This is a genomic window from Pseudoalteromonas sp. 2CM39R, from assembly GCF_023161845.1.
The window spans coordinates 84568-109358 of sequence record NZ_JALNTM010000022.1; the positions used below are offsets into that span (position 1 = coordinate 84568).

At 41.0% G+C, this 24791-nt stretch carries 27 protein-coding genes; 8 read left to right on the forward strand and 19 right to left on the reverse strand.

The genetic code is table 11. The features are described from left to right. Positions 1-75: 75 nt before the first annotated feature. From rpsQ to rpsJ, 11 genes are read right to left on the reverse strand one after another with little or no spacing between them, the layout of a single operon-like run. The gene (rpsQ, locus tag MTF66_RS31755) at positions 76-333 is read right to left on the reverse strand and encodes a 30S ribosomal protein S17 (protein ID WP_008108356.1); all 258 of its coding nucleotides are present in this window, start codon (positions 331-333) and stop codon (positions 76-78) included. Continuing rightward, entirely contained in the window at positions 333-524 is a 192-nt protein-coding gene (gene rpmC, locus MTF66_RS31760; RefSeq protein WP_008108355.1) for a 50S ribosomal protein L29, read from the reverse strand. The genes rpsQ and rpmC overlap by 1 nt, the downstream gene beginning before the upstream one ends. Further along, positions 524-937 carry a 50S ribosomal protein L16 gene (gene rplP / locus MTF66_RS31765; protein ID WP_008108352.1) on the reverse strand — a complete coding sequence of 138 codons (414 nt, stop codon included), beginning with the start codon at positions 935-937 and terminating at the stop codon, positions 524-526. Before rplP ends, rpmC begins: the two co-directional genes overlap by 1 nt. A gap of 12 nt (positions 938-949) precedes the next feature. Further along, on the reverse strand, positions 950-1651 hold the full coding sequence (rpsC, locus tag MTF66_RS31770) for a 30S ribosomal protein S3 (protein ID WP_008108350.1): 702 nt from the start codon (positions 1649-1651) through the stop codon (positions 950-952). A gap of 12 nt (positions 1652-1663) precedes the next feature. Next, positions 1664-1996 carry a 50S ribosomal protein L22 gene (gene rplV / locus MTF66_RS31775; RefSeq protein WP_004588690.1) on the reverse strand — a complete coding sequence of 111 codons (333 nt, stop codon included), beginning with the start codon at positions 1994-1996 and terminating at the stop codon, positions 1664-1666. A gap of 13 nt (positions 1997-2009) precedes the next feature. Continuing rightward, positions 2010-2288, reverse strand: a complete 279-nt coding sequence (rpsS, locus tag MTF66_RS31780) for a 30S ribosomal protein S19 (RefSeq protein WP_004588689.1) — start codon at positions 2286-2288, stop codon at positions 2010-2012. Between the two features lie 15 nt (positions 2289-2303). After that, on the reverse strand, positions 2304-3128 hold the full coding sequence (gene rplB / locus MTF66_RS31785) for a 50S ribosomal protein L2 (protein WP_007376192.1): 825 nt from the start codon (positions 3126-3128) through the stop codon (positions 2304-2306). A gap of 17 nt (positions 3129-3145) precedes the next feature. Further along, positions 3146-3448, reverse strand: a complete 303-nt coding sequence (gene rplW / locus MTF66_RS31790) for a 50S ribosomal protein L23 (protein WP_006791359.1) — start codon at positions 3446-3448, stop codon at positions 3146-3148. Further along, the gene (gene rplD, locus MTF66_RS31795) at positions 3445-4050 is read right to left on the reverse strand and encodes a 50S ribosomal protein L4 (RefSeq protein WP_008108340.1); all 606 of its coding nucleotides are present in this window, start codon (positions 4048-4050) and stop codon (positions 3445-3447) included. The genes rplW and rplD overlap by 4 nt, the downstream gene beginning before the upstream one ends. A 17-nt stretch (positions 4051-4067) precedes the next feature. Further along, positions 4068-4703 (reverse strand): 50S ribosomal protein L3, encoded by a 636-nt coding sequence (rplC, locus tag MTF66_RS31800; protein WP_008108338.1) that lies wholly within the window; start codon positions 4701-4703, stop codon positions 4068-4070. A gap of 27 nt (positions 4704-4730) precedes the next feature. Beyond that, complete coding sequence (gene rpsJ, locus MTF66_RS31805) at positions 4731-5042, reverse strand: 30S ribosomal protein S10 (protein ID WP_002957900.1); 312 nt, start codon at positions 5040-5042, stop codon at positions 4731-4733. 427 nt (positions 5043-5469) lie between these two features. On the opposite strand from rpsJ, the gene plsB reads away from it, so the two are divergent. Further along, positions 5470-7908, forward strand: coding sequence for a glycerol-3-phosphate 1-O-acyltransferase PlsB (gene plsB, locus MTF66_RS31810; protein WP_010391947.1), 2439 nt, complete (start codon positions 5470-5472; stop codon positions 7906-7908). Between the two features lie 55 nt (positions 7909-7963). On the opposite strand, the gene tesB is transcribed toward plsB, so the two are convergent. Continuing rightward, positions 7964-8821 carry an acyl-CoA thioesterase II gene (gene tesB, locus MTF66_RS31815; protein ID WP_010391943.1) on the reverse strand — a complete coding sequence of 286 codons (858 nt, stop codon included), beginning with the start codon at positions 8819-8821 and terminating at the stop codon, positions 7964-7966. 83 nt (positions 8822-8904) lie between these two features. Between tesB and MTF66_RS31820 the strand changes: the two genes are divergently transcribed. Together MTF66_RS31820 and MTF66_RS31825 are read left to right on the forward strand one after the other, a co-directional pair. Continuing rightward, on the forward strand, positions 8905-9363 hold the full coding sequence (locus tag MTF66_RS31820; RefSeq protein WP_138570145.1) for an EVE domain-containing protein: 459 nt from the start codon (positions 8905-8907) through the stop codon (positions 9361-9363). Positions 9364-9485: 122 nt separating this feature from the next. Further along, entirely contained in the window at positions 9486-10517 is a 1032-nt protein-coding gene (locus MTF66_RS31825) for a cytosolic protein (RefSeq protein ID WP_138570146.1), read from the forward strand. A 21-nt stretch (positions 10518-10538) separates the two neighbouring features. Here the strand turns inward: MTF66_RS31825 and MTF66_RS31830 are convergent, their stop codons facing one another. Together MTF66_RS31830 and MTF66_RS31835 are read right to left on the reverse strand one after the other, a co-directional pair. Continuing rightward, complete coding sequence (locus tag MTF66_RS31830; protein ID WP_010391937.1) at positions 10539-10730, reverse strand: hypothetical protein; 192 nt, start codon at positions 10728-10730, stop codon at positions 10539-10541. Next, on the reverse strand, positions 10730-11797 hold the full coding sequence (locus MTF66_RS31835) for a potassium channel family protein (protein WP_010391935.1): 1068 nt from the start codon (positions 11795-11797) through the stop codon (positions 10730-10732). The genes MTF66_RS31830 and MTF66_RS31835 overlap by 1 nt, the downstream gene beginning before the upstream one ends. A 165-nt stretch (positions 11798-11962) precedes the next feature. Here MTF66_RS31835 and MTF66_RS31840 point away from each other — a divergent pair, with 165 nt between their 5' ends. Next, positions 11963-12910: a chemotaxis protein CheV gene (locus tag MTF66_RS31840; protein ID WP_010391933.1), complete on the forward strand. Its 948-nt coding sequence runs from the start codon at positions 11963-11965 to the stop codon at positions 12908-12910. A gap of 169 nt (positions 12911-13079) precedes the next feature. Further along, positions 13080-14393, forward strand: coding sequence for a short-chain fatty acid transporter (locus MTF66_RS31845; protein ID WP_248529643.1), 1314 nt, complete (start codon positions 13080-13082; stop codon positions 14391-14393). A gap of 101 nt (positions 14394-14494) precedes the next feature. Here MTF66_RS31845 and MTF66_RS31850 read toward each other — a convergent pair whose 3' ends face one another. After that, the gene (locus MTF66_RS31850; protein ID WP_248529644.1) at positions 14495-15235 is read right to left on the reverse strand and encodes a CPBP family intramembrane glutamic endopeptidase; all 741 of its coding nucleotides are present in this window, start codon (positions 15233-15235) and stop codon (positions 14495-14497) included. Between the two features lie 175 nt (positions 15236-15410). Further along, the gene (locus tag MTF66_RS31855; RefSeq protein ID WP_248529646.1) at positions 15411-16427 is read right to left on the reverse strand and encodes a metalloprotease; all 1017 of its coding nucleotides are present in this window, start codon (positions 16425-16427) and stop codon (positions 15411-15413) included. Between the two features lie 178 nt (positions 16428-16605). Here MTF66_RS31855 and MTF66_RS31860 point away from each other — a divergent pair, with 178 nt between their 5' ends. Next, positions 16606-17820, forward strand: a complete 1215-nt coding sequence (locus MTF66_RS31860; protein WP_075169529.1) for an EAL domain-containing protein — start codon at positions 16606-16608, stop codon at positions 17818-17820. A 38-nt stretch (positions 17821-17858) separates the two neighbouring features. Here the strand turns inward: MTF66_RS31860 and MTF66_RS31865 are convergent, their stop codons facing one another. Next, complete coding sequence (locus MTF66_RS31865; protein ID WP_008108284.1) at positions 17859-18926, reverse strand: hemolysin family protein; 1068 nt, start codon at positions 18924-18926, stop codon at positions 17859-17861. Positions 18927-19010: 84 nt separating this feature from the next. Between MTF66_RS31865 and MTF66_RS31870 the strand changes: the two genes are divergently transcribed. After that, entirely contained in the window at positions 19011-21503 is a 2493-nt protein-coding gene (locus MTF66_RS31870; protein ID WP_248529648.1) for a S9 family peptidase, read from the forward strand. Between the two features lie 165 nt (positions 21504-21668). After that, positions 21669-22373, forward strand: coding sequence for a response regulator transcription factor (locus tag MTF66_RS31875; protein WP_008108280.1), 705 nt, complete (start codon positions 21669-21671; stop codon positions 22371-22373). Between the two features lie 4 nt (positions 22374-22377). On the opposite strand, the gene MTF66_RS31880 is transcribed toward MTF66_RS31875, so the two are convergent. After that, positions 22378-23889: a YifB family Mg chelatase-like AAA ATPase gene (locus tag MTF66_RS31880; protein WP_138570151.1), complete on the reverse strand. Its 1512-nt coding sequence runs from the start codon at positions 23887-23889 to the stop codon at positions 22378-22380. A gap of 33 nt (positions 23890-23922) precedes the next feature. Then, positions 23923-24537: a trimeric intracellular cation channel family protein gene (locus MTF66_RS31885; protein WP_008108278.1), complete on the reverse strand. Its 615-nt coding sequence runs from the start codon at positions 24535-24537 to the stop codon at positions 23923-23925. Positions 24538-24791: the final 254 nt, after the last annotated feature.

The following is a 24791-nucleotide window of genomic DNA, read 5'->3' on the forward strand; positions in this document are numbered from 1 at the left end:
ACTTATCGCTTTTTTAAACGCAAAAAAAACCCCAGCAAAAGCTGGGGTTTCTTATAAAACAGACTTAATTAAAAATTAAGCTTGTTTTGGACGTTCAACAACATCTACCAAAGTCCAAGATTTGTTCTTAGAGATTGGAGCGCATTCACGGATAGTGACAGTGTCACCCGCTTTTGCAGTGTTATTTTCGTCATGTACGTGTAACTTAGTCGTACGTTTGATGAATTTCCCATAGATTGGGTGCTTCACGTAACGTGCGATAGCAACAGTGAAAGATTTTTCCATCTTGTCGCTGATTACACGGCCTTGAAGAGTACGAATTTTATCGCTCATTATTGACCTGCCTTCTGGTTAATAATTGTTTTTACACGCGCGATATCGCGACGTACTGTTCTTAGCGTGTGTGTCTGAGCTAGCTGACCAGTGCTTGCTTGCATGCGCAGGTTAAACTGCTCACGAAGAAGACCTAGAAGTTCAGCATTAAGCTCTTCTACGCTTTTATCTTTTAGTTCGTTTGCTTTCATCACATTACCGTCCGAGTTACGAAAGTTGTTTTGAATGGCAGCTTACGAGCAGCAAGGTTAAACGCTTCACGAGCAAGCTCTTCTGAAACACCTTCCATTTCGTAAAGTACTTTACCAGGCTGAATTTCAGCAACCCAATATTCAACAGAACCTTTACCTTTACCCATACGAACTTCAAGAGGCTTTTCTGTGATCGGCTTGTCAGGGAAGACACGGATCCAGATTTTACCTTGACGTTTCACGTGACGTGTCATAGCACGACGAGCTGCTTCGATTTGACGAGCAGTCATGCGGCCACGACCAGTAGCTTTCAAACCGAAAGTACCGAAGCTTACTTTGTTACCGTTTTGCGCTAGACCACGGTTGCGGCCTTTATGCATTTTACGGAATTTTGTACGTTTTGGCTGTAACATTACTCGCTACCTCTACTTAGCACTTTTTTTGGCTTTCTTTGGTGCGCGTTTAGCTGGCTTCTCTTGCTCTTGTACTAGTGGTAAACCACCAATAACTTCGCCTTTGAAGATCCAAACTTTAACACCAATGATACCGTAAGTGGTTAAGGCTTCAGAAGTTGCGTAGTCGATATCAGCACGAAGAGTATGTAGAGGTACACGACCTTCACGATACCATTCTGAACGTGCGATTTCTGCGCCGCCAAGACGACCGCTAACTTCAACTTTAATCCCTTTAGAACCGATGCGCATTGCATTTTGTACCGAACGCTTCATAGCGCGACGGAACATAACACGACGCTCTAGCTGAGAGGCAATGCCGTCTGCTACTAGTTGTGCATCTAGTTCTGGTTTACGTACTTCAGAAATATTAATCTGAGCAGGTACACCAGCGATTTTAGTTACCGCTTGACGTAGTTTTTCTACGTCTTCGCCTTTTTTACCGATAACAACACCCGGACGAGCCGTGTGAATAGTTACTCGGATAGATTTTGCTGGACGCTCAATAACGATTTTAGACACAGAAGCCGCTTTCAATTCCTTAGTAAGGAATGTACGTACTTTGTGATCGCCAAAAAGCTGTGCAGAGAAATCTTTTGAATTCGCGTACCAGGTAGAAACCCAAGGTTTAGATATACCTAGGCGAATACCAGTAGGATGAACTTTTTGTCCCATTACTTATATCTCCTAGCTATCTGAAACCACAACAGTGATGTGGCTTGTACGCTTAAGGATGCGGTCTGCGCGTCCTTTAGCACGTGGCATAATACGTTTCATTGTTGGACCATCGTCCACAAAGATCGTTGTTACACGTAGCTCATCAATGTCAGCACCTTCGTTATGCTCTGCGTTAGCAATAGCAGACTCAAGTACTTTCTTAACTAATACAGCCGCTTTTTTCGGGCTGTACGCCAGGATTTCTAGTGCGCGATCGACAGGTAACCCGCGGATCTGATCTGCAACTAGACGTGCTTTTTGCGCCGAACCAGAGGCGAATTTATGTTTAGCTAATGCTTGCATTTATCTTCCCCTCTTAACGTTTCTTCGCTTTCTTATCCGCAGCATGGCCACGGTAAGTGCGAGTTGGTGCAAATTCACCTAGTTTGTGACCGATCATTTCGTCAGAAACGAAAACTGGTACATGCTGGCGACCATTATGGACAGCAATGGTCAATCCGATCATGTTAGGTATGATCATTGAACGACGGCTCCAAGTTTTAATTGGCTTCTTTTCACCGCTTTCCAAAGCTTTCTCTACCTTCTTCAGCAAGTGTAGGTCTATAAAAGGACCCTTCTTGAGAGAGCGTGGCATGGCTATTCCTCAATATTACTTAGTACGACGACGTACTATAAATTTATCCGTACGCTTGTTCTTACGCGTCTTAGCACCTTTAGTCGGTTTACCCCATGGAGACACAGGATGACGACCACCAGATGTACGACCTTCACCACCACCGTGTGGGTGATCAACCGGGTTCATGGCAACACCACGAACTGTCGGACGAATACCACGCCAGCGATTTGCACCTGCTTTACCAAGTGAACGAAGCATATGCTCAGCATTGCCTACTTCACCTAGCGTAGCACGACAATCAGATTCAACTTTACGAACTTCGCCTGAACGAAGACGTAATGTTACATATTGACCATCACGAGCAAGGATTTGAACGTATGCACCAGCAGAACGTGCGATTTGAGCACCTTTACCTGGTTTTAATTCTACGTTGTGAACAGTCGAACCTACAGGCATATTACGCATTGGTAATGCATTACCAGGTTTGATTGGTGCATCAACACCAGACTGGATTGCATCGCCAGCTTTTAAGCCTTTAGGTGCGATAATGTAACGACGCTCACCGTCTGCATATAATACAAGAGCGATGTTTGCGCTACGATTTGGATCATATTCTAAACGCTCAACAGTGGCTGGAATGCCATCTTTAGTACGTTTAAAATCGATTAAACGGTAATGCTGCTTATGACCACCACCGATATGACGAACCGTAATACGACCATTGTTATTACGACCACCTGATTTAGAGTTTTTCTCTAATAGTGGTGCGTAAGGTTTACCCTTATGTAAATCTGGGTTAACCACTTTAACTAGGTGACGACGACCCGCAGAAGTTGGCTTACACTTTTGAAGTGCCATAATTCTAACTCCCCTTATTACTCGGCGCCGCCGACAAAGTCCAGCTCGCTACCTTCTTTAAGAGTAACGTAAGCTTTCTTCCAGTCGCTACGACGACCGAAACGCATGCCAGTACGTTTTGTTTTACCCTTAACGTTAAGTGTGCGAACACCAGTTACTTCTACTTCAAAAAGCTTCTCAACTGCCGCTTTAATTTCAGCTTTAGTTGCATCATTTACTACTTTGAAAACAATTGTGTTGTTTTCTTCAGCAGCAATTGTGCTTTTTTCAGAGATGTGTGGAGCAAGGATCACTTTTAAAAGACGTTCTTCACGGATCATGCTAGCGCCTCCTCAAGTTGCTTAACAGCAGCAGCTGTAATTAGTACCTTATCGAAAGCAATTAAGCTTACAGGATCGATACCAGCTACATCACGTGTGTCAACCTTGTACAGGTTACGTGCCGATAAGAAAAGATTTTCATCTACTTCTTCAGTCACGATAAGAACATCTTTAAGCTCAAGTTCTTTAAGCTTAGCAACTAGTTCTTTAGTTTTTGGTGCTTCAAGACCAAAACTTTCAACAACGATTAAACGCTCTTGACGAACTAATTCAGATAAGATGCTTTTGATCGCACCGCGGTACATTTTACGGTTTACTTTTTGGCTGTGGTCTTGTGGTTTAGCTGCGAAGCTAACGCCACCTGAACGCCAAATTGGACTACGGATTGTACCAGCACGTGCACGGCCAGTACCTTTTTGAGCCCATGGTTTTTTACCACCACCGCTTACTTCAGAACGTGTCTTCTGAGCACGAGTACCTTGACGAGCACCTGCTGCGTATGCAACAACTACTTGGTGTACTAATGCTTCGTTAAACTCACGTCCAAAAGTAGCTTCAGAAACTTCAAGAGCGCCAGAAGCGTCTTTAATTGCTAATTCCATCACTAAATCTCCAGGACTTATGCTTTAACAGCTGGTTTAACGATAACGTCACCGCCGATAGCGCCAGGTACTGCACCTTTAACTAAAAGCAGGTTACGCTCAGCGTCAACGCGAACTAGTTCAAGGTTCTGAGTTGTTACTTGCTCATTACCCATTTGACCGGCCATTTTCTTACCTTTAAACACCTTACCAGGTGATTGGTTTTGACCGATTGAACCAGGAGCACGGTGAGATAGAGAGTTACCATGTGTAGCGTCTTGCATGCTGAAATTCCAGCGCTTAACACCACCTTGGAAACCTTTACCTTTAGAAGTACCGGTTACGTCAACTTTGTTGATTTCGTTGAATAATTCAACAGTAAGCTCAGCGCCTACTTCAAAATCGCCTTCACCACCATTTAGGCGGAATTCCCACAGACCGCGACCCGCTTCAACACCAGCTTTAGCGAAGTGACCCGCTGTTGCTTTGTTTACACGGCTTGCTTTTTTAGTGCCTGCGGTTACTTGAAGCGCGTTATAACCGTCTGTTGCGTCAGATTTGATCTGAGCAATGCGGTTAGGAGTCGCTTCAATAACTGTCACAGGGATAGATACACCATCTTCAGTGAAGATACGTGTCATACCCACTTTACGACCGACTAGACCTAATGCCATTTTCCTAAAACCTCTCTAATCTTCCGATTAACCCAGGCTGATTTGAACATCAACACCAGCAGCAAGGTCTAAACGCATAAGTGCGTCTACAGTCTTGTCAGTTGGTTCTACGATGTCGATCAGACGTTTATGGGTGCGGATCTCGTACTGATCACGCGCGTCTTTGTTAACGTGCGGTGATGTAAGTACAGTAAAACGTTCAAAGCGTGTAGGTAGTGGAATTGGACCACGTACTTGTGCGCCAGTGCGTTTCGCAGTTTCCACGATTTCCGCCGTTGATTGGTCAATCAAACGGTGGTCAAAAGCTTTTAGGCGAATACGAATGCGTTGATTTGACATTCTTAAACCTCAATATAAAGAGCATTTAAAGAGCATAAAAAAACGACCGAAACAATCTTAATAATTAAGATGCCGGTTGTTTGATTATATCTACGTTGAGTTCCAAATCGGAACTCCTGTTTATTAGCTTGAAATCCAAGCTTAATTTATTCTTTCTTGTTCCCGAGGGAATTTTGAAAGCCTGCGTATTATAATGATACTGGTGATAAATGCAACAACTATTTAGAAATTATTACTTTGTTATTGTCGTTTAAAAAATAGCTAAGTTTATTAATAGTGAACGCAATAGAGGTGATGATGTCTTTATAATGTCATAGCTTGTCGATTAATCTGCAGGGGATTTTTTAGATATTATGTTATCCTATGCGCTAATTTTGCTGTTATATACCCATATTGGTTTGGGTAACTACTCTCTTATGGTGAGTCAATGCGTATTTTAAATTATGGTTTAAATCTTATCTCTGGTGGTATTAGCCGCTTATTTGTTAAAAGCAAAGTACTGCCTGAAAAACCTTTAGAGCAATTTGAGTTAAACCCTAAAAACCCGACATTTTATATAGTGCGTTTAAATTCACGCTTTGATTTAGCGGCACTGGCACGTGTTTGTAAACGAAATGGTTTACCAGACCCAACAGAGCAGCAAGTATTAGGTGACGAGGCGTTAGATCGCTTTATCGGCATTAAAAACCCTCCCCCGCTATTTGGTGATAAAGAAAAACCTACCAATGCATTAGCGCAAGGCAAACACATTGTTGAGCATTTATTAAATAGTGGCCAAAAAAATGTCCAGGTTGTGCCTGTGACTATTTTATGGGGCAGAGCGCCGGGTAAAGAAAAGCCAGGATTAAGCACTTTACTTTCGCACTCACTTACGCCCAGCTGGTTTAGAAAAATCTTTGTGGTACTTTTTTCAGGAAGAGATAACTTTATTCGATTTAGCCAGCCACTCGACTTATCTTTATTGGTTAATGAAAAAGCCGACGTTAATGAACTTCCTCATAAGCTGTTGCGTGTAGCTCGAGTTCACTTTAAGCGTCAAAAGCTGGCTGCTACAGGGCCTAAAATACCATCTCGTGATCAGTTATTTAGCTCACTGCTGGCATCACCAACAATAAAAAAAGCAATTCAAACCGAGGCCACTGAAAAAAACATCAGCCAAGCCCAAGCGCGACAAAACGCCTTGAAGTTGCTGGATGAAATTGCCGCTAATTATAGTGATGCCACCATCCGCGTTGCGGATCGTATATTAACGTGGCTTTGGAATAAGCTTTATAATGGCATTGATATAAAGTACACCGAGCAAATTCATGACCTAACCAATAAAGGCCATGAAATAATCTACATGCCTTGTCATCGAAGTCATATGGATTACTTACTGCTAACCTACTCTATTTATCATCAAGGCCTTGTACCACCGCATATTGCAGCTGGGATCAACCTCAACTTTTTCCCTGCAGGTGGCATATTCCGCCGCAGTGGTGCATTTTTTATTCGTCGCTCATTTGCTGGTAACAAACTCTACTCAGCGGTATTTAAAGAGTACTTGAGCCAGTTATTTATAAAAGGTTATTCGGTTAAGTTTTATACCGAAGGTGGCCGCAGCAGAACCGGACGTTTACTCCCCCCAAAAACCGGCATGCTCGCCATGACATTACAAGCAATGCTGCGCGGTATTGATCGCCCAGTATCTATTGTGCCTGTATACATAGGCTACGAACACGTAATGGAAATAAACACCTACTTAAAAGAGCTCGCGGGTAATGATAAAAAGGGCGAGTCGATATTAGGTATTTTTAAAGCGATTAAAAACTTAAAAAACTATGGTCGTGGTTATTTAAATTTTGGGGACCCTATTTCTATTAACCAATACCTAAATGACAACCAACCCGACTGGCGCGAGTCAATTCATGCTACCGACGTGCAAAAGCCACAATGGTTAGGGCCGCAGGTGGCTAATCTGGCTGATCAGGTTATGGTTAAAATTAACAATGCAGCCGCACTTAACTCAGTTAACTTACTGGCGATGATACTGCTAGTAAACGATAAGCACGCATTGAGTAAACCTAAATTGCTAGCTCAGCTTGAGTTTTATTTGCGATTACAACGTGAAGCTAGCTACAGCAATAAAATAACCGCACCCGATGAAACGCCAGAGCAACTGCTAGAACACGCCTTAAAGTTGAATAAGTTTGATGTGATCAGTGATGAGTTTGGTGAAATTATTGCGATAAACGATAAAGAAAAAACCTTATTTAACTATTATCGTAATAACATTTTGCATATTTTTGCAGTGCCGAGTTTAGTTGCCCTGCATTTATTCAAGCAGCATCAAAGTAGCGTTACTCGTTGCCATCAATTGGTAAAATCTTTTTATCCGTTATTCGCCAAAGAGTGGTATTTACAAGAGCTTGATGAAAGCTATGTAACCCGCATTTTAACTAACTTTAGCGATCAAGGCTTAATTGAGCTTGATGGTGATAACATTAAAGTGACTCAAAATAACGATAGCTTTGCCAAACTCGAAATGCTTGGTCGTGCATTAAGCTTTACTCTGCAACGTTATGCGATTGTGATTGGCTTTATTCAAACCAGCCAAGGTATTGCAAAAGCAGAACTGGAACGTGAAAGCTATGTGTTGGCACAGCGTTTGGGTACGTTACATGGTATTAAAACGCCGGAGTTTTTTGATAAGAAGGTACTTAGTAGTTTTATTTCCAATCTTCGCGAACAAAAGCTTATTAGTGAATCTGATAGCGGCTTACAAGGAAGCCAAGAGCTGTGCGAGACCTACAAGCAACTGCAAACACTCTTGCCAGCACGTATTTGGCAATCAATTACTGACATTGTTCACGCTCAATGTCAGTAACATACTCTTATTATCCACTGTATTGAATTAACTCAATATAGTGGATTTTAAAGAGTTAGCGCTGGCGCATTACCCCTTCTTGAATCGTCGAGGCAACTAAATTTCCTTGGCGGTCAAAAAACTGCCCACGTACCAGCCCTCGTCCCGAACTCGCGCTTGGGCTATCAATGGTATATAACATCCAATCATCCATTCTAAATGGACGATGAAACCACATAGCATGATCTATGGTCGCTACTTGCATATTCGGCTGCATAAACGACACACCATGTGGCTGCAGCGCGGTTGGTAAAAACTCAAAGTCAGACGCATACGCCAATAAGTAATTATGAATACGTTGATCGTCCGGCATATCGCCATTGGCTTTAAACCAAATATGTTTTACCGGTTCTAGGGCTTCAGGTTTAAAGGGGTTATGAAAGTTCACCGGGCGCATTTCAATCGGCATTTCACGAATAAACTTATTACGGATTGCTTCAGGAATATGCTGTGCATTTTCTTGATAAAACTCTAACGAAGAACGCAGTTCTTCAGGAGCTGGAACATCAGGCATAGTGGCTTGATGCGATAACCCTTGCTCTTCACCTTGAAACGACGCTGTCATGTAAAAAATAGGTTTACCGTACTGAATCGCACTGACACGTCGAGTGCTAAAACTTTTACCATCACGTATAGTTTCTACATCGTACACAATCGGTTTTGCAGCGTCGCCTGGACGTAAAAAATAAGAATGTAAGGAATGAACAATACGCCCCGCAGGCAGTGTTTCTTTAGCTGCTGAAAGCGCTTGCCCCATAACTTGACCGCCAAACACCGCTCTAAAACCTAAATCTTGGCTTTGTCCTCGATATAAACCTTGCTCAATTTCTTCAAGTGACAACAACGATAATAAATCATCTAATACTTGGCTCATTATTTCTTCCTCAATCCCCTAATTTATAAATGATACTATACAATAGTTAAAAAATACTAACTCACTGATTGAGGAAATCTAATATGGCATTTTGGCTTTTTAAAACCGAACCCGACGCCTTTTCAATTGATGACTTAAAGCAAGCGCCACAGCAAACAACGCTATGGGAAGGTGTACGCAACTACCAAGCGCGTAATTTTATTCGCGATGATGTAAAGCAAGGTGATTTAGTGATGATTTATCATTCTAGCTGCAAACAAGTTGGCGTTGCAGGGCTTGGTGTGGTTACTAAGGCTGCTTACCCTGATCCAACGCAATTTGATTTAAGTAGCGACTATTACGATGCTAAGGCAACCACTGAAAACCCTCGCTGGTTTGTGGTAGAAATAACTTATCAGGCGCATTTGAGTAGTTTAGTAAGCCTGCAAGCGATCAAAGCAAATACTGCTATAACTGATATAGCACTTAAAAAAGGCGGGCGTTTATCGGTCATGCCAGTGACCGAAAATGATTGGCATGAAATTTTAAATATGGCGAAATAAGCCACTAAAATAACTACATTTTCTTCATTAAAATAGTACTCCACCAGCGCAGCATGTCACCGCTCGATTTTCTTATGGAGCCAAATTTGTTATGATCTTCGGCTTGCTTTACTGGAGGATAAATGAAATTACTGTATTGGTTAGATGAATGGTTAACTCTCAGCGATGATGAGAAGCAAGCAAAACTACCAACCTCTGGTGAAGATTTACTCGGTGATGTGTATGTAAAATATCACTTTGTTGACCTCACTAAACCCCTACTTTTTACTTTTTCTCCTGCGGGCACCGATATACAAGAACGCGATCTAACTGAAGACTTTGCCCCTTGGGGCTATCATTTAGCGCAAAAGCAAGATGTTAATATTATTGCGTTTCAGCATTTGGGTAAAAGCAATTGGTTTCGTAACCGCAATTTAATCTTTTTTATTGAACAGCTATCAACTTTACTCTCTCCTTTTAAAACTAAGTTAGGCTATGGGCTCAGTCGTGGCGGCTTTGCTGTGGGTGCATTTGCTAAGTTACTCAAACTCGATAAAGTACTGCTTTTCCATCCTGTTAGCACCAAAAACAAACTTATCGCCCCTTGGGATGACCGCTCAAGTACTGAAATTGCTCAGCAATATGACTGGCAAGGTGACTACCATGATTTAGACTTAGGGGATGCCAAGGGTTACATTATTTACGACCCAACCAATCGTATTGACCGCCAACATGCTAAACGCTATAAACAGCTCACTCACTTACGCGTGTTTGGTATGGGTCACGGCACTCACGCCACCTATTTAAATAAGTTTGGTTTTTATAAACAAGTAGCGGTTGATTTTATTCGTAATCAGCAAATCGACATCGCGCAATTTAGGCTGCAAACAAAAACACTGCGTTTAAAAGAGGATTATTATAAAAAGCTTAATAAAGCCAACGCTAAATCGGCACATCGCCAAGCGTTATTAAGTACGGCTCACACTATTTTAATCGACGAAAAAGCAGCGCACGTTAAAGAGCATCAAGCGAAAATTGATATTCAACCTTTAATAGAGGTAGCTATTAAGCATCAAGACGAAAGCCCAAATGATGCCATTAAGCTATTAGAAGTTGCTCAACAACTCGTGCCTGACGACCCACTTGTTGAGCATAAACTGAGACAATTAGAATAAGTAACAAAAGGTACTCATTCTTTACTTTTTCTTGGCGTGCCCTTGCTTGGGCACAATCGAAAAGTAAAGAATCAGCGCTATCCACGAAAAGAAGATAGCGCCGACTAGCCAGCCATTTTTTTCATGGCCTTGGCTACGCTTACTGTTAAGAATTATCATGATAGGAAAAATATAAGCACACAAAACAATAATTAAAAAAGCAACTTCAGTCATTATTTTTCCAAGCTAAGCCAATCAACTTCACCACTTAACACCCGCTCTTGCGCGATGTAATGCAGAATATCACCCGCATTTACTGCATAATCTAGAGGTGGATTTAAATCCATATTCTTTGCACTTAAATTATGAGCTACACCTAACAATATTGCATCATGATCGTACTTAAAATGATGAAATAATTTACCAAATTCCATGGTTTTTATATCACTGGGTATTTGTAGGCTAAATTGCGTATCACCATGCAAAGTAGATAACAACTCTTCTTGAACTCGACTTGAGCCTGGATCTTGCATTGAACGCACCAAAATCTCTGCTGACTTAGTGCTACTACACTCTACATTGTGGCAATGCTCTAATAACATTTCCACTTTCGTTTCATCAAAAAAGTGTGCGCTAATGTGACAATCTTCTTTGACTAAACGGCTAATACGCAGTGCGGTAGTAAATGTTTGGTCGTCATCTTGGCCATCAATAATCACTTTATCGGCATGGCGAATGGCAACGCGTTCTAATTCATCCAAATCGGTAAAACTAGTCAAACGAGCAAAATCAACATTCTCATTACTTAAAAATGGATGCTCTATTTGTTCAGTAACCGCCAATAAAATACGGCGGTCTGTACGTTTAGTATCAGCCAAAATATAGTCGATCATTTTTTTTGTTCGAGCATTATGCCAACCAAAAATAATAATGTGATTACTACTGTGAGCAAAGTTTTTATCACCAGTCATAGCGCGCCTAATTAAGTAAGTTACTGTTTGCCCTGTTTTACCTAACAAGACACCAAATAAAGCCAAACCAAAGGGTATTTGTATTAATGCGACAATCCAACGGCCCAAGTCAGATGATGGACTTAAATCTCCATACCCTACCGTTGAAGTGGTTACCGTGTAGTAGTAAAAAAAGGTCCCTGGCGAAAGTAGTGCTTGCTCATTAGCCATAAATAATAAGCACCAAGTAAGTAGCATGTGTAAAGACGTTGCTATTACAACAGACTGCCAACTAACCTGATCAATGTGACTGCGCAACAGCACAACAATACGTTTAAAAATATGATGCATAATTGTTTGTTAATCGATTGATTATTTGAATCATTTGGTAACACGATACTGCACATCATAACACTTAAGCAACGTTTTACTGTAATCGAAATATTCACGGTTCGTTATGAATAAAAATAAGAGTAAACTATAGTTATTAAGTTATGAGGAAAGAATGGGTCTATTATGTCAGGTGTTTTAGCGTCAGTTGATCAACGTACTCAGCTTGTAGGTGAGAATCGTTTAGAATTGCTACTTTTTTATTTACATAGTCGCCATTTATTTGCACTCAATGTATTTAAAATTAAAGAAGTGGTGAAGCTTCCCCGTTTAAGCAAAATACCGCACTCTCACCCAAAGGTGACGGGTGTTGCCAATATACGAGGTGAATCTATTCCGGTGATTGATCTACGCCAAGCCATTTCTATGTCGCACAAAGAGCATGGTGAAGATTGTAATTTAGTAGTGACTGAATATAACCGTACCACCCAAGGTTTTTTAATTGGTAAAGTTGATCAAATCATGAACATGACCTGGTCTGATATTATGCCACCACCCAGCTCAGTGGGTAAAAATCATTACATTACTGCACTTACTAAAGTACAGCGCGACGACGTGGAGCACTTGGTAGAAATTATAGATGTAGAAAAAGTACTGGCTGAAATAGTTGAGTACGAGGTTAATATTTCAGATGGGGTGTTAGACCAAACTATAGTTAACGAATTCTCTGGGCGAAAAATACTACATGCTGATGACTCGCCAACAGCACGCAAGCAAGTTAGCGATACGCTATCGCAGCTTGGTATCGAAATCGTTCCTGCCAGTAATGGCTTGGAAGCACTCAATATGCTTAAAAGTTGGGCCGATGAAGGCCGCGATGTTGAAAAAGAATTACTTATGGTGATTACTGATGCCGAAATGCCTTCAATGGATGGTTATCGATTAACCTATGAAATACGTAACGACAACCGCTTAAAAAACTTACATGTGGTACTTAATACCTCACTAAGTGGCAGCTTTAACCAAGCCATGGTGGAAAAGGTCGGCTGTGATGCATTTTTATCAAAATTCCAGCCTGACTTACTGGTGCAAGAAGTACAAAATCGTTTAAAACATGTGTTAGGCAACGCTTAATTATAAAACTAGCAAATATCTGCCAGGGTAAATATTTGCTAGTAACATTCTCCTCATCAGCAACCTTTAAAAAATCTGCCTTACTGAGTGGTTATTCAAAGCGGTGTTTGCTAATCCTAAGATTTCATGATTAATTAGCAAATAAGTTTTCACTAACTCGTTATTAATTATGCTCAATAAAGTTGCCAGCCCGTTTACTAAGCTCGTCGAGCGCTACTTACCCGACCCATTTATATTTGTCATTATGCTCACTATTATTACCTTGGGTATTGCGAATTTAGCGACTCCTGCAACTACACTTGAGGTAATCACATCATGGGGTAGCGGGTTTTGGAACTTACTAAGCTTTGCCATGCAAATGCTGTTGGTGCTAGTAACAGGCTACATGCTCGCCAGTACCTCGTTAATAAGTAAGTTATTAACAAAATTAGCAATGCTTGCTAATACGGCCCCAAAAGCCATTATTTTAGTGACATTTATTTCGCTTTTAGCAAGCTGGCTTAATTGGGGGTTTGGCTTAGTGATTGGTGCTTTATTTGCTAAAGCCATTGCTAAGCAGACTCGAGTAGATTATCGGCTCTTAGTCGCAAGTGCTTACTCAGGTTTTGTAGTATGGCACGGCGGATTAGCAGGTTCCGTACCACTAACCATTGCCAGCGAAGGGCATTTTTCACAAGCGACAATGGGGATTATTGGCACCGAGCAAACATTATTCGCAGGCTTTAACATTGCGATTCTGATTGGCTTATTTATTATTATGCCGTTAGTTAACCGTTATATGCTACCGAGTGAAAAAGACAGTGTTTATATTGACCCATCACTGCTTAAGAACACTTTAGCCGATAAAATAACAATAACACGCCCTGCGCAACATTTAGAACAAAGCAAACTGCTTGGCATGGGCATTGGCTTACTCGGACTTGCCTACTTAGGTTATTACTTTTTTATCGCAGGTGGCGGCTTAAATCTCAACAGCGTGATAGCGCTTTTCTTATTTTTAGCTATCACACTACATCAGACCCCCCACAATTTACTAAATAGCCTACAACAAGCGATTCCAAGTGGCGCGGGAATTGTAATTCAGTTCCCTTTTTATGCCGGTATTATGGCGGTTATGGTCGATACAGGGTTAGCACAACAAATATCGCAGGGCTTTATTGCCATAGCGGATGCCGATAGCTTGCCATTTTACAGTTTTATTAGTGCAGGACTCGTTAATATGTTTGTACCCTCAGGTGGCGGACAATGGGCAGTACAAGCGCCTATTGTTATACCTGCAGCACAAGAGCTTGGTGCGGATATAGCGCGGGTTGCTATGGCTGTGGCGTGGGGAGATGCGTGGACTAATCTAATTCAACCTTTTTGGGCACTGCCCGTATTGGCTATAGCGGGCCTAAAAGCTAAAGATATTATGGGTTTTTGCGTGGTACAGCTGATTATTACTGGGGTGTTTATTTCGTTGGTATTGAGCTTTTATCCGTGAGTATTTTGGTAATAAATAGGCGCGATTTTATATCGCGCTTGCTAGCTGCAAACCAAAAGAACTAAGTAAGAAAGTAAAGTTAACTGATAAGTCATTTAATCTCACCAAATAATCTCACCTAGTGCTAATAAATTACAGATCATGTGAGCGATAATGCAATACCACAAGTTACCCGATAGATGACGAATTAATCCCATCAAACAAGAAAACACAAACAGAAAAGTAAAAATTTCAACTTGATCATACTGCCCATGTAACAATGTAAACACGATACTTGGGATAATAATTGCGCCAATAGCTCCCAAGGCTGTTTTTTTCAGCCTGTAGAATGCAACTCCTCGAAAAACTACTTCCTCAAATATAGGCCCAATAAATACTGCTGCTAAAAACAGCATAATTTTAGCTAAAAGCGAGTTTGTTTGTGCTTCAACTTCTAACATAAAACCTGGCAAGGCGACTTCCATAAAGCCAAAAAGCCATTGTTCCAGTAAAACGTAAGCCGCTGTTAATAGCACTATAATGATTAAAGGAAAAAGAGCCACCTTCTCTATTGCTAAACGCCCAATAACTTCGCTTTTATTTTGCGCATCAAGAGTAGACTTTAAAAATGGCAGCGTAAGTACAGCAGTGAGGAAGGTAGATATAAAAACTAAGCCGGGATTCGAATCTAGTTGCTCTAAATGAGTAATGTCATTTAATAATAATGCCCCACCACCCGATAAAAAAATAATCAAGTATGAAGCCATTGGGAGCGCCAGTGAAAAAAAGGCCAACCAATAAAGCGTGTACAATAAAGATTCCACTGTACTTTGGTTTACTTGTTGTTTTATCGCATCATCCATAATTTTATCAGCTCACGGCTTCTTGTTATTTTTCATTCTGAGGGATAGTACCATACCAATTCCCCCATTAAGAAACAAACCAAAACTAACATCTTGCTATCGCCATACAAACCTTAAAAAATACCGTGCAAAAAACAGCATGGTGAGCAAAATTTGATCTGCCATACTGTTTTTTTTAGCTCGATAAAATTGTCATCGGTAGGCTAAGTATTGGATTTTCAGAATCTGCAAAATGCATCATCACTGCTACATGGCCTACAACTACCAGCGCATACATTACTGCTGAAAAGCCTTGTCCATATTTATCTAATGGCAGTAAATGTGAGTAATGCCGGCCGCGCCATTCAAACACAATTTCTAGCGCCCCAACAAATAAAAAGAACACTAATAACATTAAACCAAAGGTGTAACTTAGCCATAAACCAAATAGCACACCTAGTAAGCACACACTTAAACCAACCCAAGAGCGCATTGAAAAGCTAATGCTTTTTAGTACATGCCCGCCATCAAGCGGTAAAATAGGCAGTAAATTGAATAAATTAAGCAGTGCACTAAGCACCGCAACACCTGCAAATATTTCCATTTCCGTAGCGTAATAAAGCACTACACCAAGTACAGAAGTAAACAAACCAAAGGCAGGCCCCATTAGTGATATAACCACATCTTGCCAGCGCGTAGTTATTTTATCGTCGCTAACGGCTAACCCGCCTACAAAAGGAATTAAATAAATGCCTTTGGTTTTAATGCCAAAATACTTCATAGCTCGTACGTGGCCATATTCGTGTACCACCAGGCAAGCAATCAGCATTAACGCAAATTCAATGGTAAACAGCCACGCATAACCGGCCACCGATGCACTGGCAAGCGCCACTTTAACAACTTTAGCACTTTTAAATAATTTAAAGCCAAGCGCCGCGAGCCCTAAAAACCCTTTTTTAGGTTCGCCTTGTGCTGCTGCAGGTAAAGCTAACTGAGTTGCAAACTGATTATTTACATATAGCGCCAAGCTTTGCTGGCTTACTTCGCTGCTATCAATACCAATTAACTGCTCATCAAGCATAAACTCGACATAATTTTCACGTGGGTTTTCAAATGCTATCGCTTGCTGATCATGAAATATTTTTACAACTTGCTGCCCTGATATCATCAGCGTAAACGGTTGCTCTGCCAGAGAAAGATCGACTTTTATCATTGTTATACCCATTATAAATTATGGCGCTAGTATACCTTTCCACCAAAAAAACACGAGTGAGCTAGCATCATTTTATTAGCGATAATTTAAGGTAAAAATGCCTGAAATACTGACAAAAACTATTCAAGCGACTATTTTTAGTATTACAGGAAGTAAGTTATAACTACCAAGGACACCAATGCGAACTCAATTGCCAAACATACTCGTTGTTGATGACTCAAAAGCCATTTTAATTGTTATGAAAGCGATTTTTAATGAGCTCGAAATGCCAGAAGTCACCACTTGCTTAAGCGCAGTTACAGCATTAGAGAAAGTAAAGCCTGATATAAACTTTTATGACGCCATATTTACTGATCTGAATATGCCAGAAATGGATGGTATGGAGTTAATTCGTAATTTAGGTGAAATAGGCTATTGCGGTGCGATTGTTATTATTTCTGAAATGGACCCTAAAATAATCAGCCTAGCAGCTGACCTAGCCAAGCAGCACAATGTGCATTTAATTGGTAACCTTACCAAGCCTGTGCAACTAAATCAGGTAAATACGTTACTTGCCAAAATAGCGCAGTTAAACAGCCACACACTTGTAAAAGAGCGCCCAATTACTAAAGCTAAGCTGATTAACGCATTAAAAAATAATGAAATAACACCGTATTACCAACCTAAAATAAATATAAACAATAACCAAATACAAAGTGTTGAAGTATTGGCTCGCATTGTTTCAAATAAAAACGAACGCGTTATTTTACCAAGCCGCTTTATAAGCCTTGCAGAGCAATGTGATTTAATCAATGACATTACTTTTACGCTGTTTGAAAAAGCCTGCAATGACTTAAAGCAGCTCAAAGAGCAATTAGGAGAAAGCTTAAAATTGTCATTTAATATGTCGCCATGCCAGTTAAATGATTTGAACTGCCCTAATAAGTTATTGCTGCTATTACAAAAGTACGGCGTGCTTCCCAGTGATGTGGTTGTTGAAATAACCGAACAACATGCGCTTTCAAGCTATACCCAACTTGAAACCTTAAATAGATTCAGAATATTTGGTTTTGGTATTTCGCTGGATGACTTTGGTACTGGCTTTACTAATATTAATCAACTAAAACAACTTCCTTTCACTGAAGTTAAAATAGACCGCTCTTTTATAAGCCATATTGAAACCGATAAGTTTTCGCAAGTGGTGGTCAGCTCATTAATTAATATGACTAGCCAAGAGCAGCTACAACTTGTTGCTGAGGGTGTTGAGCGCCCAGAGGAACTTGCCTACCTAAAGCACTATCAAACAGACTTAACTATACAAGGATTTTTGTTTAGCTGCCCAAAAGCAAAAGCTGAATTTATCTCATGGGCACAGCACTGGATAAAAACAGCCACTAAAACAAATAATAACTAGGGCCTACTGACCTTTGTCTGTTGATATTTACAGACCTCCTAACGAGGTTCGTTATCGTCGGCGCTGACGATATGCTCACTATCAGCTAAACGTTGATGCCAACGTTGTTTAGCAACGGCACGCATGTTGGTAGATTGATCTCGCTCATCAACAATTTCTAAACCCATTAACGCTTCGATCATATCTTCTAGGGTTACAATGCCTTGTACATCACCGTATTCATCGATCACTAAACAAATATGGGTTCGCTTAGTGAGTAATGTTTGTAATAACGACGACACGTTTTGCGTACTCGGTACGGTATAAATAGGCTTAACCAGCTTACTAATTTTGTAGTCTGTACCTAAGCGGTGGTATGCCAACATGATATCGTTTTTATGAACAAACCCTATGATATCGTCAGCATCTTTGTCGTAAATTAGCACTCGAGAGAATGAGGAAGAGCCATGTTCACTTAAGTACTGATTAACAGTAAGGTCTTTATGAATTTTAAAAATAACCGTACGCGGAGTCATTAAATCGGTTAGTTTTGCATGTCTAAAGTGCAGTAAGTTGCGGATGATCTCTGATTCATCAGCATGAAGTGCCCCTGACTCACTGCCAATATCGGCCATCGCTTCTATTTCTTGGCGAATATAATAGGCCTCATTATGCTTTTGCCCCATCAAATTGGTTAGCTTTTGTGCAGCCCATACAAACGGCTTAAGTACTAACACCAAAATACGTAAACCATAAGTCACACTCGGTGTTAAAGCACGCCAATAATTGGCACCCAAGGTTTTTGGAATAATCTCAGATAACACCAGTACCAATAAAGTCATAATTGCAGATGCAATCCCCACTGCAGCATCTGAGAATACAACGGCGGCTTGTGCACCTACCCCTGCGGCACCAGCAGTATGGGCAACTGTATTAAGCGTTAAAATAGCCGCTAATGGCTGATCAATATTACTTTTTAGCTTTTCAAGCTGCTTCGCCAGCACTGGACGCTCTTTGCGCAGCAATGCAACATAACTAGGCGAAATGCTTAATAGCACCGCCTCCATTATTGAACACAAAAACGAAATCACAATCGCTGTAACCATGTAAATGATTAATAGTGTCACTTTTTTTCCTCTATATTGGATATATGAGCATCATAACAATACATGCTATATTTGGCCAAATACCCAATAATAATAGGCATAACAATGAATTTAAGCGCACCTTGGCATCGTTACGCAAAACGTTTTACTTACTTAGCAACCCTACTAACATTAAGTAGTCTGAGTTTAACGACCTTAGCCGCCCCACTCGATCAATCAAAAATCCAATTTATTGGTCCGCTTGCAGAAGATATGCAAGCTAAGCCATTTCAAACACCCCATAGCGATGTGATTATAAATAATCTAATTGCACAGCTTAAATTAAATACAGAAAGCTTTGTTGTATTTGGTAAAAAACACAAGTGGCAACCACTTGATAAAATTAACGCGCTTACTTTAGGCGGTTTACAAGCACTTAAATTTAATTTGGAAACTAACCGATTTACACAAGGTTCCTTAAACATTAAAGGAATAGAGCAAGGTCAGGTTTTTATCAATGGTGAGAAGCAAACTGGTGAAAACCAACGCTATCAGCTTGCTTTAAATAACGGCTCACATACCGTGCTCGTCATCGCTCAACAGGTTGCTAATTGGAATGATGTTAGCTTAGAGTTTGTGCCAAAAGCAGAAACTGACGTCGTGACCCTAACGACAAATAAAACCAAGCGCTTATCGGCTAAGCAATTGTTTGACGCCCCAACTATTAGTGCCCCCTCTTTGTCGCCTGATGCCAAACATTACTTAAGTACAACCAAGCACTATAGTGACAAAACCGGCAACGATGCCATTACCACAACCGAGCTTAAAAATACTAATAACCAAACGGTATACCGATTTGAAGCAGCCCAGCCAAGTCAGTTCATTTGGAGCCCTAATAACCAATTTTTAGTTTATTTACTAAATGGTGAATTAAAGCAACTAAACCGTAAAAACTTAACAATTAAAACTTTAGCTTCTGGCCTTGAAGGCGCAAGTAATTTCAACTTTTATAAGGACAGCAGTATTATATTTAGTTGGTCAAAATCGCCAGAAGAAAATAACAGCCTAACCAAGCACCATAAAGGTCTTCAAGATCGTTGGTCATATGCCCGTACGGTTAGCCAATTATATTTACTCGATACCAACAGTGGTCTAACCAAAGCTCTGACCGAAGGCGTATTGAGCCATCAACTTGAAGATGCTAACAGCAACCGTGGAAAGCTATTAATAAGTCGTCCAGTAATGGCGATGCAAGCCTCAACTCACCCAGAGACTGAGTTGGTTGAACTTACATTAAAATCCAACAGCATAAAATCATTAGGTAAGTTTAAAACCTTTAATCAAGCTAAATATGCCGCAAACAATATTTATGTTGTTGCAGGCCCTGATTTTAAGAATGGTGCAGGCAGAACATTACCAAAGAACATGCTGGCTAATAATTACGATGGCCAGCTGTACTTACTAACTGATAATGCCAAAAAAGTAACGGCGTTAAGCAAACAGTTTGACCCCGCAATTGGCACATTAGAAGTACTAAGCAATGGTGATGCGCTAATCAAAGTGACAGAAAAAGATACCCAACCACTGTATTTATTTGACCTGAGTAAACAGCGCTTTAAAAAGTTAAATACAGGCTTTGATATTGTGCAGCAATTTAGCTTTTCAAATACGCGCAATGCCCAGTTATTAATTAGTGGCAGCAATGCGTCGAGCGCTCAACAACTCAAGCGCTTAGACGTAAGTAAAAACAAGGTAGAGATCATTTGGGATTCAAACCAGATTGCATATGCCAATACGACTATTCCTGCGCTTGAAGAATTTAACTTTACCAATAAGCGTGGCGTAGAAATCTCTGGCCGTGTTTATCTGCCAAGCAATTTTGATAAAGCCAAGAAGTACCCTGCTCTTGTTTATTATTATGGTGGCACCTCACCAGTAACACGCGGGTTTACGGGCCGCTACCCTTTTAACTTATGGGCAGCAAACGGGTATGTGGTTTATGTTGTACAACCAACCGGCGCAACGGGTTTTGGGCAAACTTTTTCAGCTCAACATGTAAATGCTTGGGGCGACTATACCGCCGATGACATTATGCAAGGCACAGAGGCATTTTTAGCTAAATATGATTTTGTAGACAGTAGTAAAGTAGGTAATCTTGGTGCATCTTATGGTGGCTTCATGACTATGCTGCTTGCCACCAAAACCGATATGTTTAGCGCATCTATTGCGCATGCCGGTATTTCAAACTTAACGTCATACTGGGGTGAAGGATGGTGGGGTTATTTATACTCAGGCGAAGCCTCAAAAAATAGCTTCCCGTGGAATAACCCTCAACTTTACAGCCAGCATAGCCCTGTATTCCATGCTGATAAAGTAACCACACCATTACTGCTTATTCATGGTGACAGTGATACCAATGTGCCTGTGGGCGAAAGCTTAACTATGTACACCGCACTAAAACTGCTTAATAAAGACGTTGAAATGATAGAGTACAAAGGAGCGGATCACCAAATATTTGCGCGCGATAAGCGATTTAATTGGTGGAACACCATGTTGGCTTACTTTGACAAAAAGTTAAAAAATGAACCACAATGGTGGGATTCAATGTATAAAGATTAGCAACCATAATGCGCACTTTCTTGCTCAAGTGAAAAGTGCGCATTACAAGAGTAATGTTATTAGACCAATTCGTAATATAATGTTACCGAAAAACAACGATCTCTGTGTTATACAGGCCATCAATGATGCTAATATACAAAGCTGAAACTAAAAAAATAACAGACTATGGCAATTAATGTTTTATTGGTTGAAGATGACGAATTACTCGTAAAGCGCATCCAAAATCATTTTATAAATACCGAGTTTTCTATTGACGTTGACCCCACCGGGGCCGATGCGTTAAATGTTGTTAAAAGCCGCGTAAGTCAGCGCAATACTATTTCCTTGGCAATAATTGATATTGTGCTACCAAAACGCGACGGTTTACAACTTGCCAAAGAGCTAAATACGCTCACCGATATTGGCGTTATCTTATTATCGAGTCGTGACTCACAAGCCGATCGAATTGCAGGCCTTGCTCAAGGTGCCGATGACTATATTTGCAAGCCGGTAGATTTACTTGAGCTTGAGCTAAGAATGCGCGCCCTATACAAACGAGTTGCCAATAATCACAGCGACGATGACAGTGAAGAGTTTATTGAATACGCCGATTTTAAGCTTCATCCAGATAATCGCACCCTTATTACAGCCAGTGGGATTGAATCACGACTGACTGAAGCAGAACACAAAGTGCTTATTTGTTTGATTGGTAATGCTGGTAAAGCGACTTCCCGTGAAAAAATATCAGAAGAAATTGGCCAGCCCGATTGGAGCCCCAACGATCGCACAGTAGACGTGTTAGTGGGTCGTTTACGTAAAAAGCTGAACGATGAGAAAGATCAAAAACGTATTGTCACTGTTCGCGGTAAAGGCTATATGCTTTCAATTTAAAGCCTTAGTGCTGGGTTAACTGCGATAATAAACGCTCAAATGCCCGATAATTAAGCGCTTCTTTAAGCTCATTTAAACTGATTTGTGGCGCACCTTTTAAATCACTAATAGTTCGCGCCACTTTGATTACTCTATGATAAGAGCGCGGCGATAACGCCAGCTTTTCACTGGCTCTGGCTAAAAACTGCAGCTCTGCAGGTGGTAACTCACAGTGCAAGCTCATCTCTTTGTTATTTAAGCGCGCATTTACTTTACCTTGGCGTTTAAGCTGAACTACATAAGCTGCTTCTACTCGTGCCCTCACCTCAGCACTGGTTTCTTCTGTAGTTGTACTTTGTAGCTCCACGCTGCTCAACCTTGGTAGTTCAATTTGCAAATCAATTCTGTCAATAAACGGCCCCGATACTCGCGATAAATAGCGCATTACCTGATCGGGTGTCGCCCGTTTATCATGATGACACCCTGTCGGACTGGGATTAAGTGCTGCAATAAGCTGAAACTGCGCTGGAAATTCCATTTGTCTGGCCGCGCGCGAAATCGTCACTGTTCCGGTTTCCATTGGCTCGCGTAGCGAGTCTAGCACTTTACGCTCAAATTCAGGGAGCTCATCTAAAAACAACACACCGTTATGCGCTAACGATATTTCACCGGGTTTAGGGTTAGACGAACCACCCACTAGCGCTACTGCAGAACAGGTATGATGCGGATTGCGAAACGGTCGCTGACGCCAATTGGTTAAATCAATTGAGTGGCCAATAATTGAATATAAAGCAGCAGTATCAATGGCTTCATCATCAGACATGGTTGGCATTATTGTGGCCATTCGTTGTGCAAGCATTGATTTTCCGGTCCCTGGTGGACCTAAAAATAGTAAATTATGCCCACCAGCAGCGGCAATTTCTAATACACGTTTAGCACCAGGTTGGCCTTTTACATCGCTTAAATCGAGTAAAAAATCTGGCGCTTGGGTGCAATCAGGGTAGGCAATGTTAAGCGGTAAAGGTTGTTGATTGAGCAAGTCTCCCCATACCTCTTGTATAGAACTGACGGCTTTTCGCTTTACACCACTGACAAGGCTGGCCAAACTGTCATTTTCAAGAGGCAGAAAACAACAACGATTTTGCTCTTTGGCACCAAGCACTGAAGGCAAAATGGCATTTACCGCCCGTATTTCACCATTAAGTGCAAGCTCACCGTAAAATTCATACTTATGAATATCAGGGCAGACTATTTGACCCGATGCGACCAAAATACCTACCGCAATCGCAAGGTCAAATCGCCCTCCATCCTTAGGAAGATCGGCAGGTGCTAAATTAACGGTAATACGCTGATCGGGAAATCCAAATTGCGAGTTTTCTAGAGCACTACGTACTCTATCCTTGGCCTCTTTAACCGACGCCTCAGGTAAGCCGACGATATGAAAGGCGGGTAAACCATTCCCTAAATGTACTTCAACCATCACCTCGGGGGCGTTTATCCCCACCTGAGCGCGAGAAAATATACGGGCTAACGACATTCCTTATCCTAGTTAACAGCTGTATTAACCAGTTTAGTCAGGATATTTAAAAACATGTAATATAATCTTCCATTTAATCGCCGAAAAACGTAGCAATAAGGTCATTAGCATACTCAGAATCATTGCCACTTCCACCGTTAACGATAGGTTGATACTTAATGTATAGACAATGCCACCAGCAATACAGGTAATAGCATACAGCTCACCTTTAAGCAGCATTGGAATATCGCGGGCAAGCACGTCGCGAATAAGCCCACCAAAACAGGGGGTTATTACAGCCATAATCACAACCGTCATATCTGGCATACCAGCCAATTGCGCTTTTTGCGCTCCCATGACCGCAAAAAAGGCTAAGCCAAACGCGTCAGCGGTTTGCAATACATAGTATGGAATGGATTTTTGCTTATTGATCAGTCGTGTAGTAACCAGAACCGCCACCAAAATAGCGTAGAAGTAGCTTTGGTCGTGTAACCAAAATACGGGCTGGTCGAGTATCACATCGCGAACGGTACCGCCGCCAATAGCCGTAACAGTTGCAAGTACAACTACACCAAAGCCATCCATTTTCTTTTCATAGGCTACCAAGGTGCCTGAGATAGCAAATACCGCCACACCTATTAAATCAAACCAGTGATAAAGTTCAGTCATAATTTTGATTACAAAAAGTTTTAAAGAGTTTAGTGCATAGCATACTAAATATTCAGCAATAACACTTTCAAAAAGTAGAATTAGAAAAGAACAGCAGGTATACGTGTTAAAAATAGCGTGAGGGAATATGAATTTTAGGCATAAAAAAACACTCTTGTAGAGTGCCGATTTAATAAAACATGTTATTTCAGTGGTTGCGGGAGCCAGAGTTTGTAAGGAGCGAACCGACGACCTTTGCTGGCTAATGGAGAGTT

Coding starts and splice junctions, on each gene's coding strand:
- MTF66_RS31875 (WP_008108280.1), top strand. CDS start 21,669: ATGGCAATTAATGTTTTATTGGTTGAAGATGACGAATTACTCGTAAAG.
- plsB (WP_010391947.1), top strand. CDS start 5,470: ATGCGTATTTTAAATTATGGTTTAAATCTTATCTCTGGTGGTATTAGC.
- rplV (WP_004588690.1), bottom strand. CDS start 1,996: ATGCAAGCATTAGCTAAACATAAATTCGCCTCTGGTTCGGCGCAAAAA.
- rpsQ (WP_008108356.1), bottom strand. CDS start 333: ATGAGCGATAAAATTCGTACTCTTCAAGGCCGTGTAATCAGCGACAAG.
- rpsS (WP_004588689.1), bottom strand. CDS start 2,288: ATGCCACGCTCTCTCAAGAAGGGTCCTTTTATAGACCTACACTTGCTG.
- MTF66_RS31860 (WP_075169529.1), top strand. CDS start 16,606: ATGCGAACTCAATTGCCAAACATACTCGTTGTTGATGACTCAAAAGCC.
- rplC (WP_008108338.1), bottom strand. CDS start 4,703: ATGGCATTAGGTCTAGTCGGTCGTAAAGTGGGTATGACACGTATCTTC.
- rplP (WP_008108352.1), bottom strand. CDS start 937: ATGTTACAGCCAAAACGTACAAAATTCCGTAAAATGCATAAAGGCCGC.
- MTF66_RS31825 (WP_138570146.1), top strand. CDS start 9,486: ATGAAATTACTGTATTGGTTAGATGAATGGTTAACTCTCAGCGATGAT.
- MTF66_RS31830 (WP_010391937.1), bottom strand. CDS start 10,730: ATGACTGAAGTTGCTTTTTTAATTATTGTTTTGTGTGCTTATATTTTT.
- rplB (WP_007376192.1), bottom strand. CDS start 3,128: ATGGCACTTCAAAAGTGTAAGCCAACTTCTGCGGGTCGTCGTCACCTA.
- MTF66_RS31845 (WP_248529643.1), top strand. CDS start 13,080: ATGCTCAATAAAGTTGCCAGCCCGTTTACTAAGCTCGTCGAGCGCTAC.
- tesB (WP_010391943.1), bottom strand. CDS start 8,821: ATGAGCCAAGTATTAGATGATTTATTATCGTTGTTGTCACTTGAAGAA.
- MTF66_RS31855 (WP_248529646.1), bottom strand. CDS start 16,427: ATGATAAAAGTCGATCTTTCTCTGGCAGAGCAACCGTTTACGCTGATG.
- MTF66_RS31870 (WP_248529648.1), top strand. CDS start 19,011: ATGAATTTAAGCGCACCTTGGCATCGTTACGCAAAACGTTTTACTTAC.
- rpsC (WP_008108350.1), bottom strand. CDS start 1,651: ATGGGACAAAAAGTTCATCCTACTGGTATTCGCCTAGGTATATCTAAA.
- MTF66_RS31835 (WP_010391935.1), bottom strand. CDS start 11,797: ATGCATCATATTTTTAAACGTATTGTTGTGCTGTTGCGCAGTCACATT.
- MTF66_RS31840 (WP_010391933.1), top strand. CDS start 11,963: ATGTCAGGTGTTTTAGCGTCAGTTGATCAACGTACTCAGCTTGTAGGT.
- MTF66_RS31820 (WP_138570145.1), top strand. CDS start 8,905: ATGGCATTTTGGCTTTTTAAAACCGAACCCGACGCCTTTTCAATTGAT.
- rpmC (WP_008108355.1), bottom strand. CDS start 524: ATGAAAGCAAACGAACTAAAAGATAAAAGCGTAGAAGAGCTTAATGCT.
- MTF66_RS31880 (WP_138570151.1), bottom strand. CDS start 23,889: ATGTCGTTAGCCCGTATATTTTCTCGCGCTCAGGTGGGGATAAACGCC.
- rplD (WP_008108340.1), bottom strand. CDS start 4,050: ATGGAATTAGCAATTAAAGACGCTTCTGGCGCTCTTGAAGTTTCTGAA.
- MTF66_RS31850 (WP_248529644.1), bottom strand. CDS start 15,235: ATGGATGATGCGATAAAACAACAAGTAAACCAAAGTACAGTGGAATCT.
- rpsJ (WP_002957900.1), bottom strand. CDS start 5,042: ATGTCAAATCAACGCATTCGTATTCGCCTAAAAGCTTTTGACCACCGT.
- rplW (WP_006791359.1), bottom strand. CDS start 3,448: ATGATCCGTGAAGAACGTCTTTTAAAAGTGATCCTTGCTCCACACATC.
- MTF66_RS31885 (WP_008108278.1), bottom strand. CDS start 24,537: ATGACTGAACTTTATCACTGGTTTGATTTAATAGGTGTGGCGGTATTT.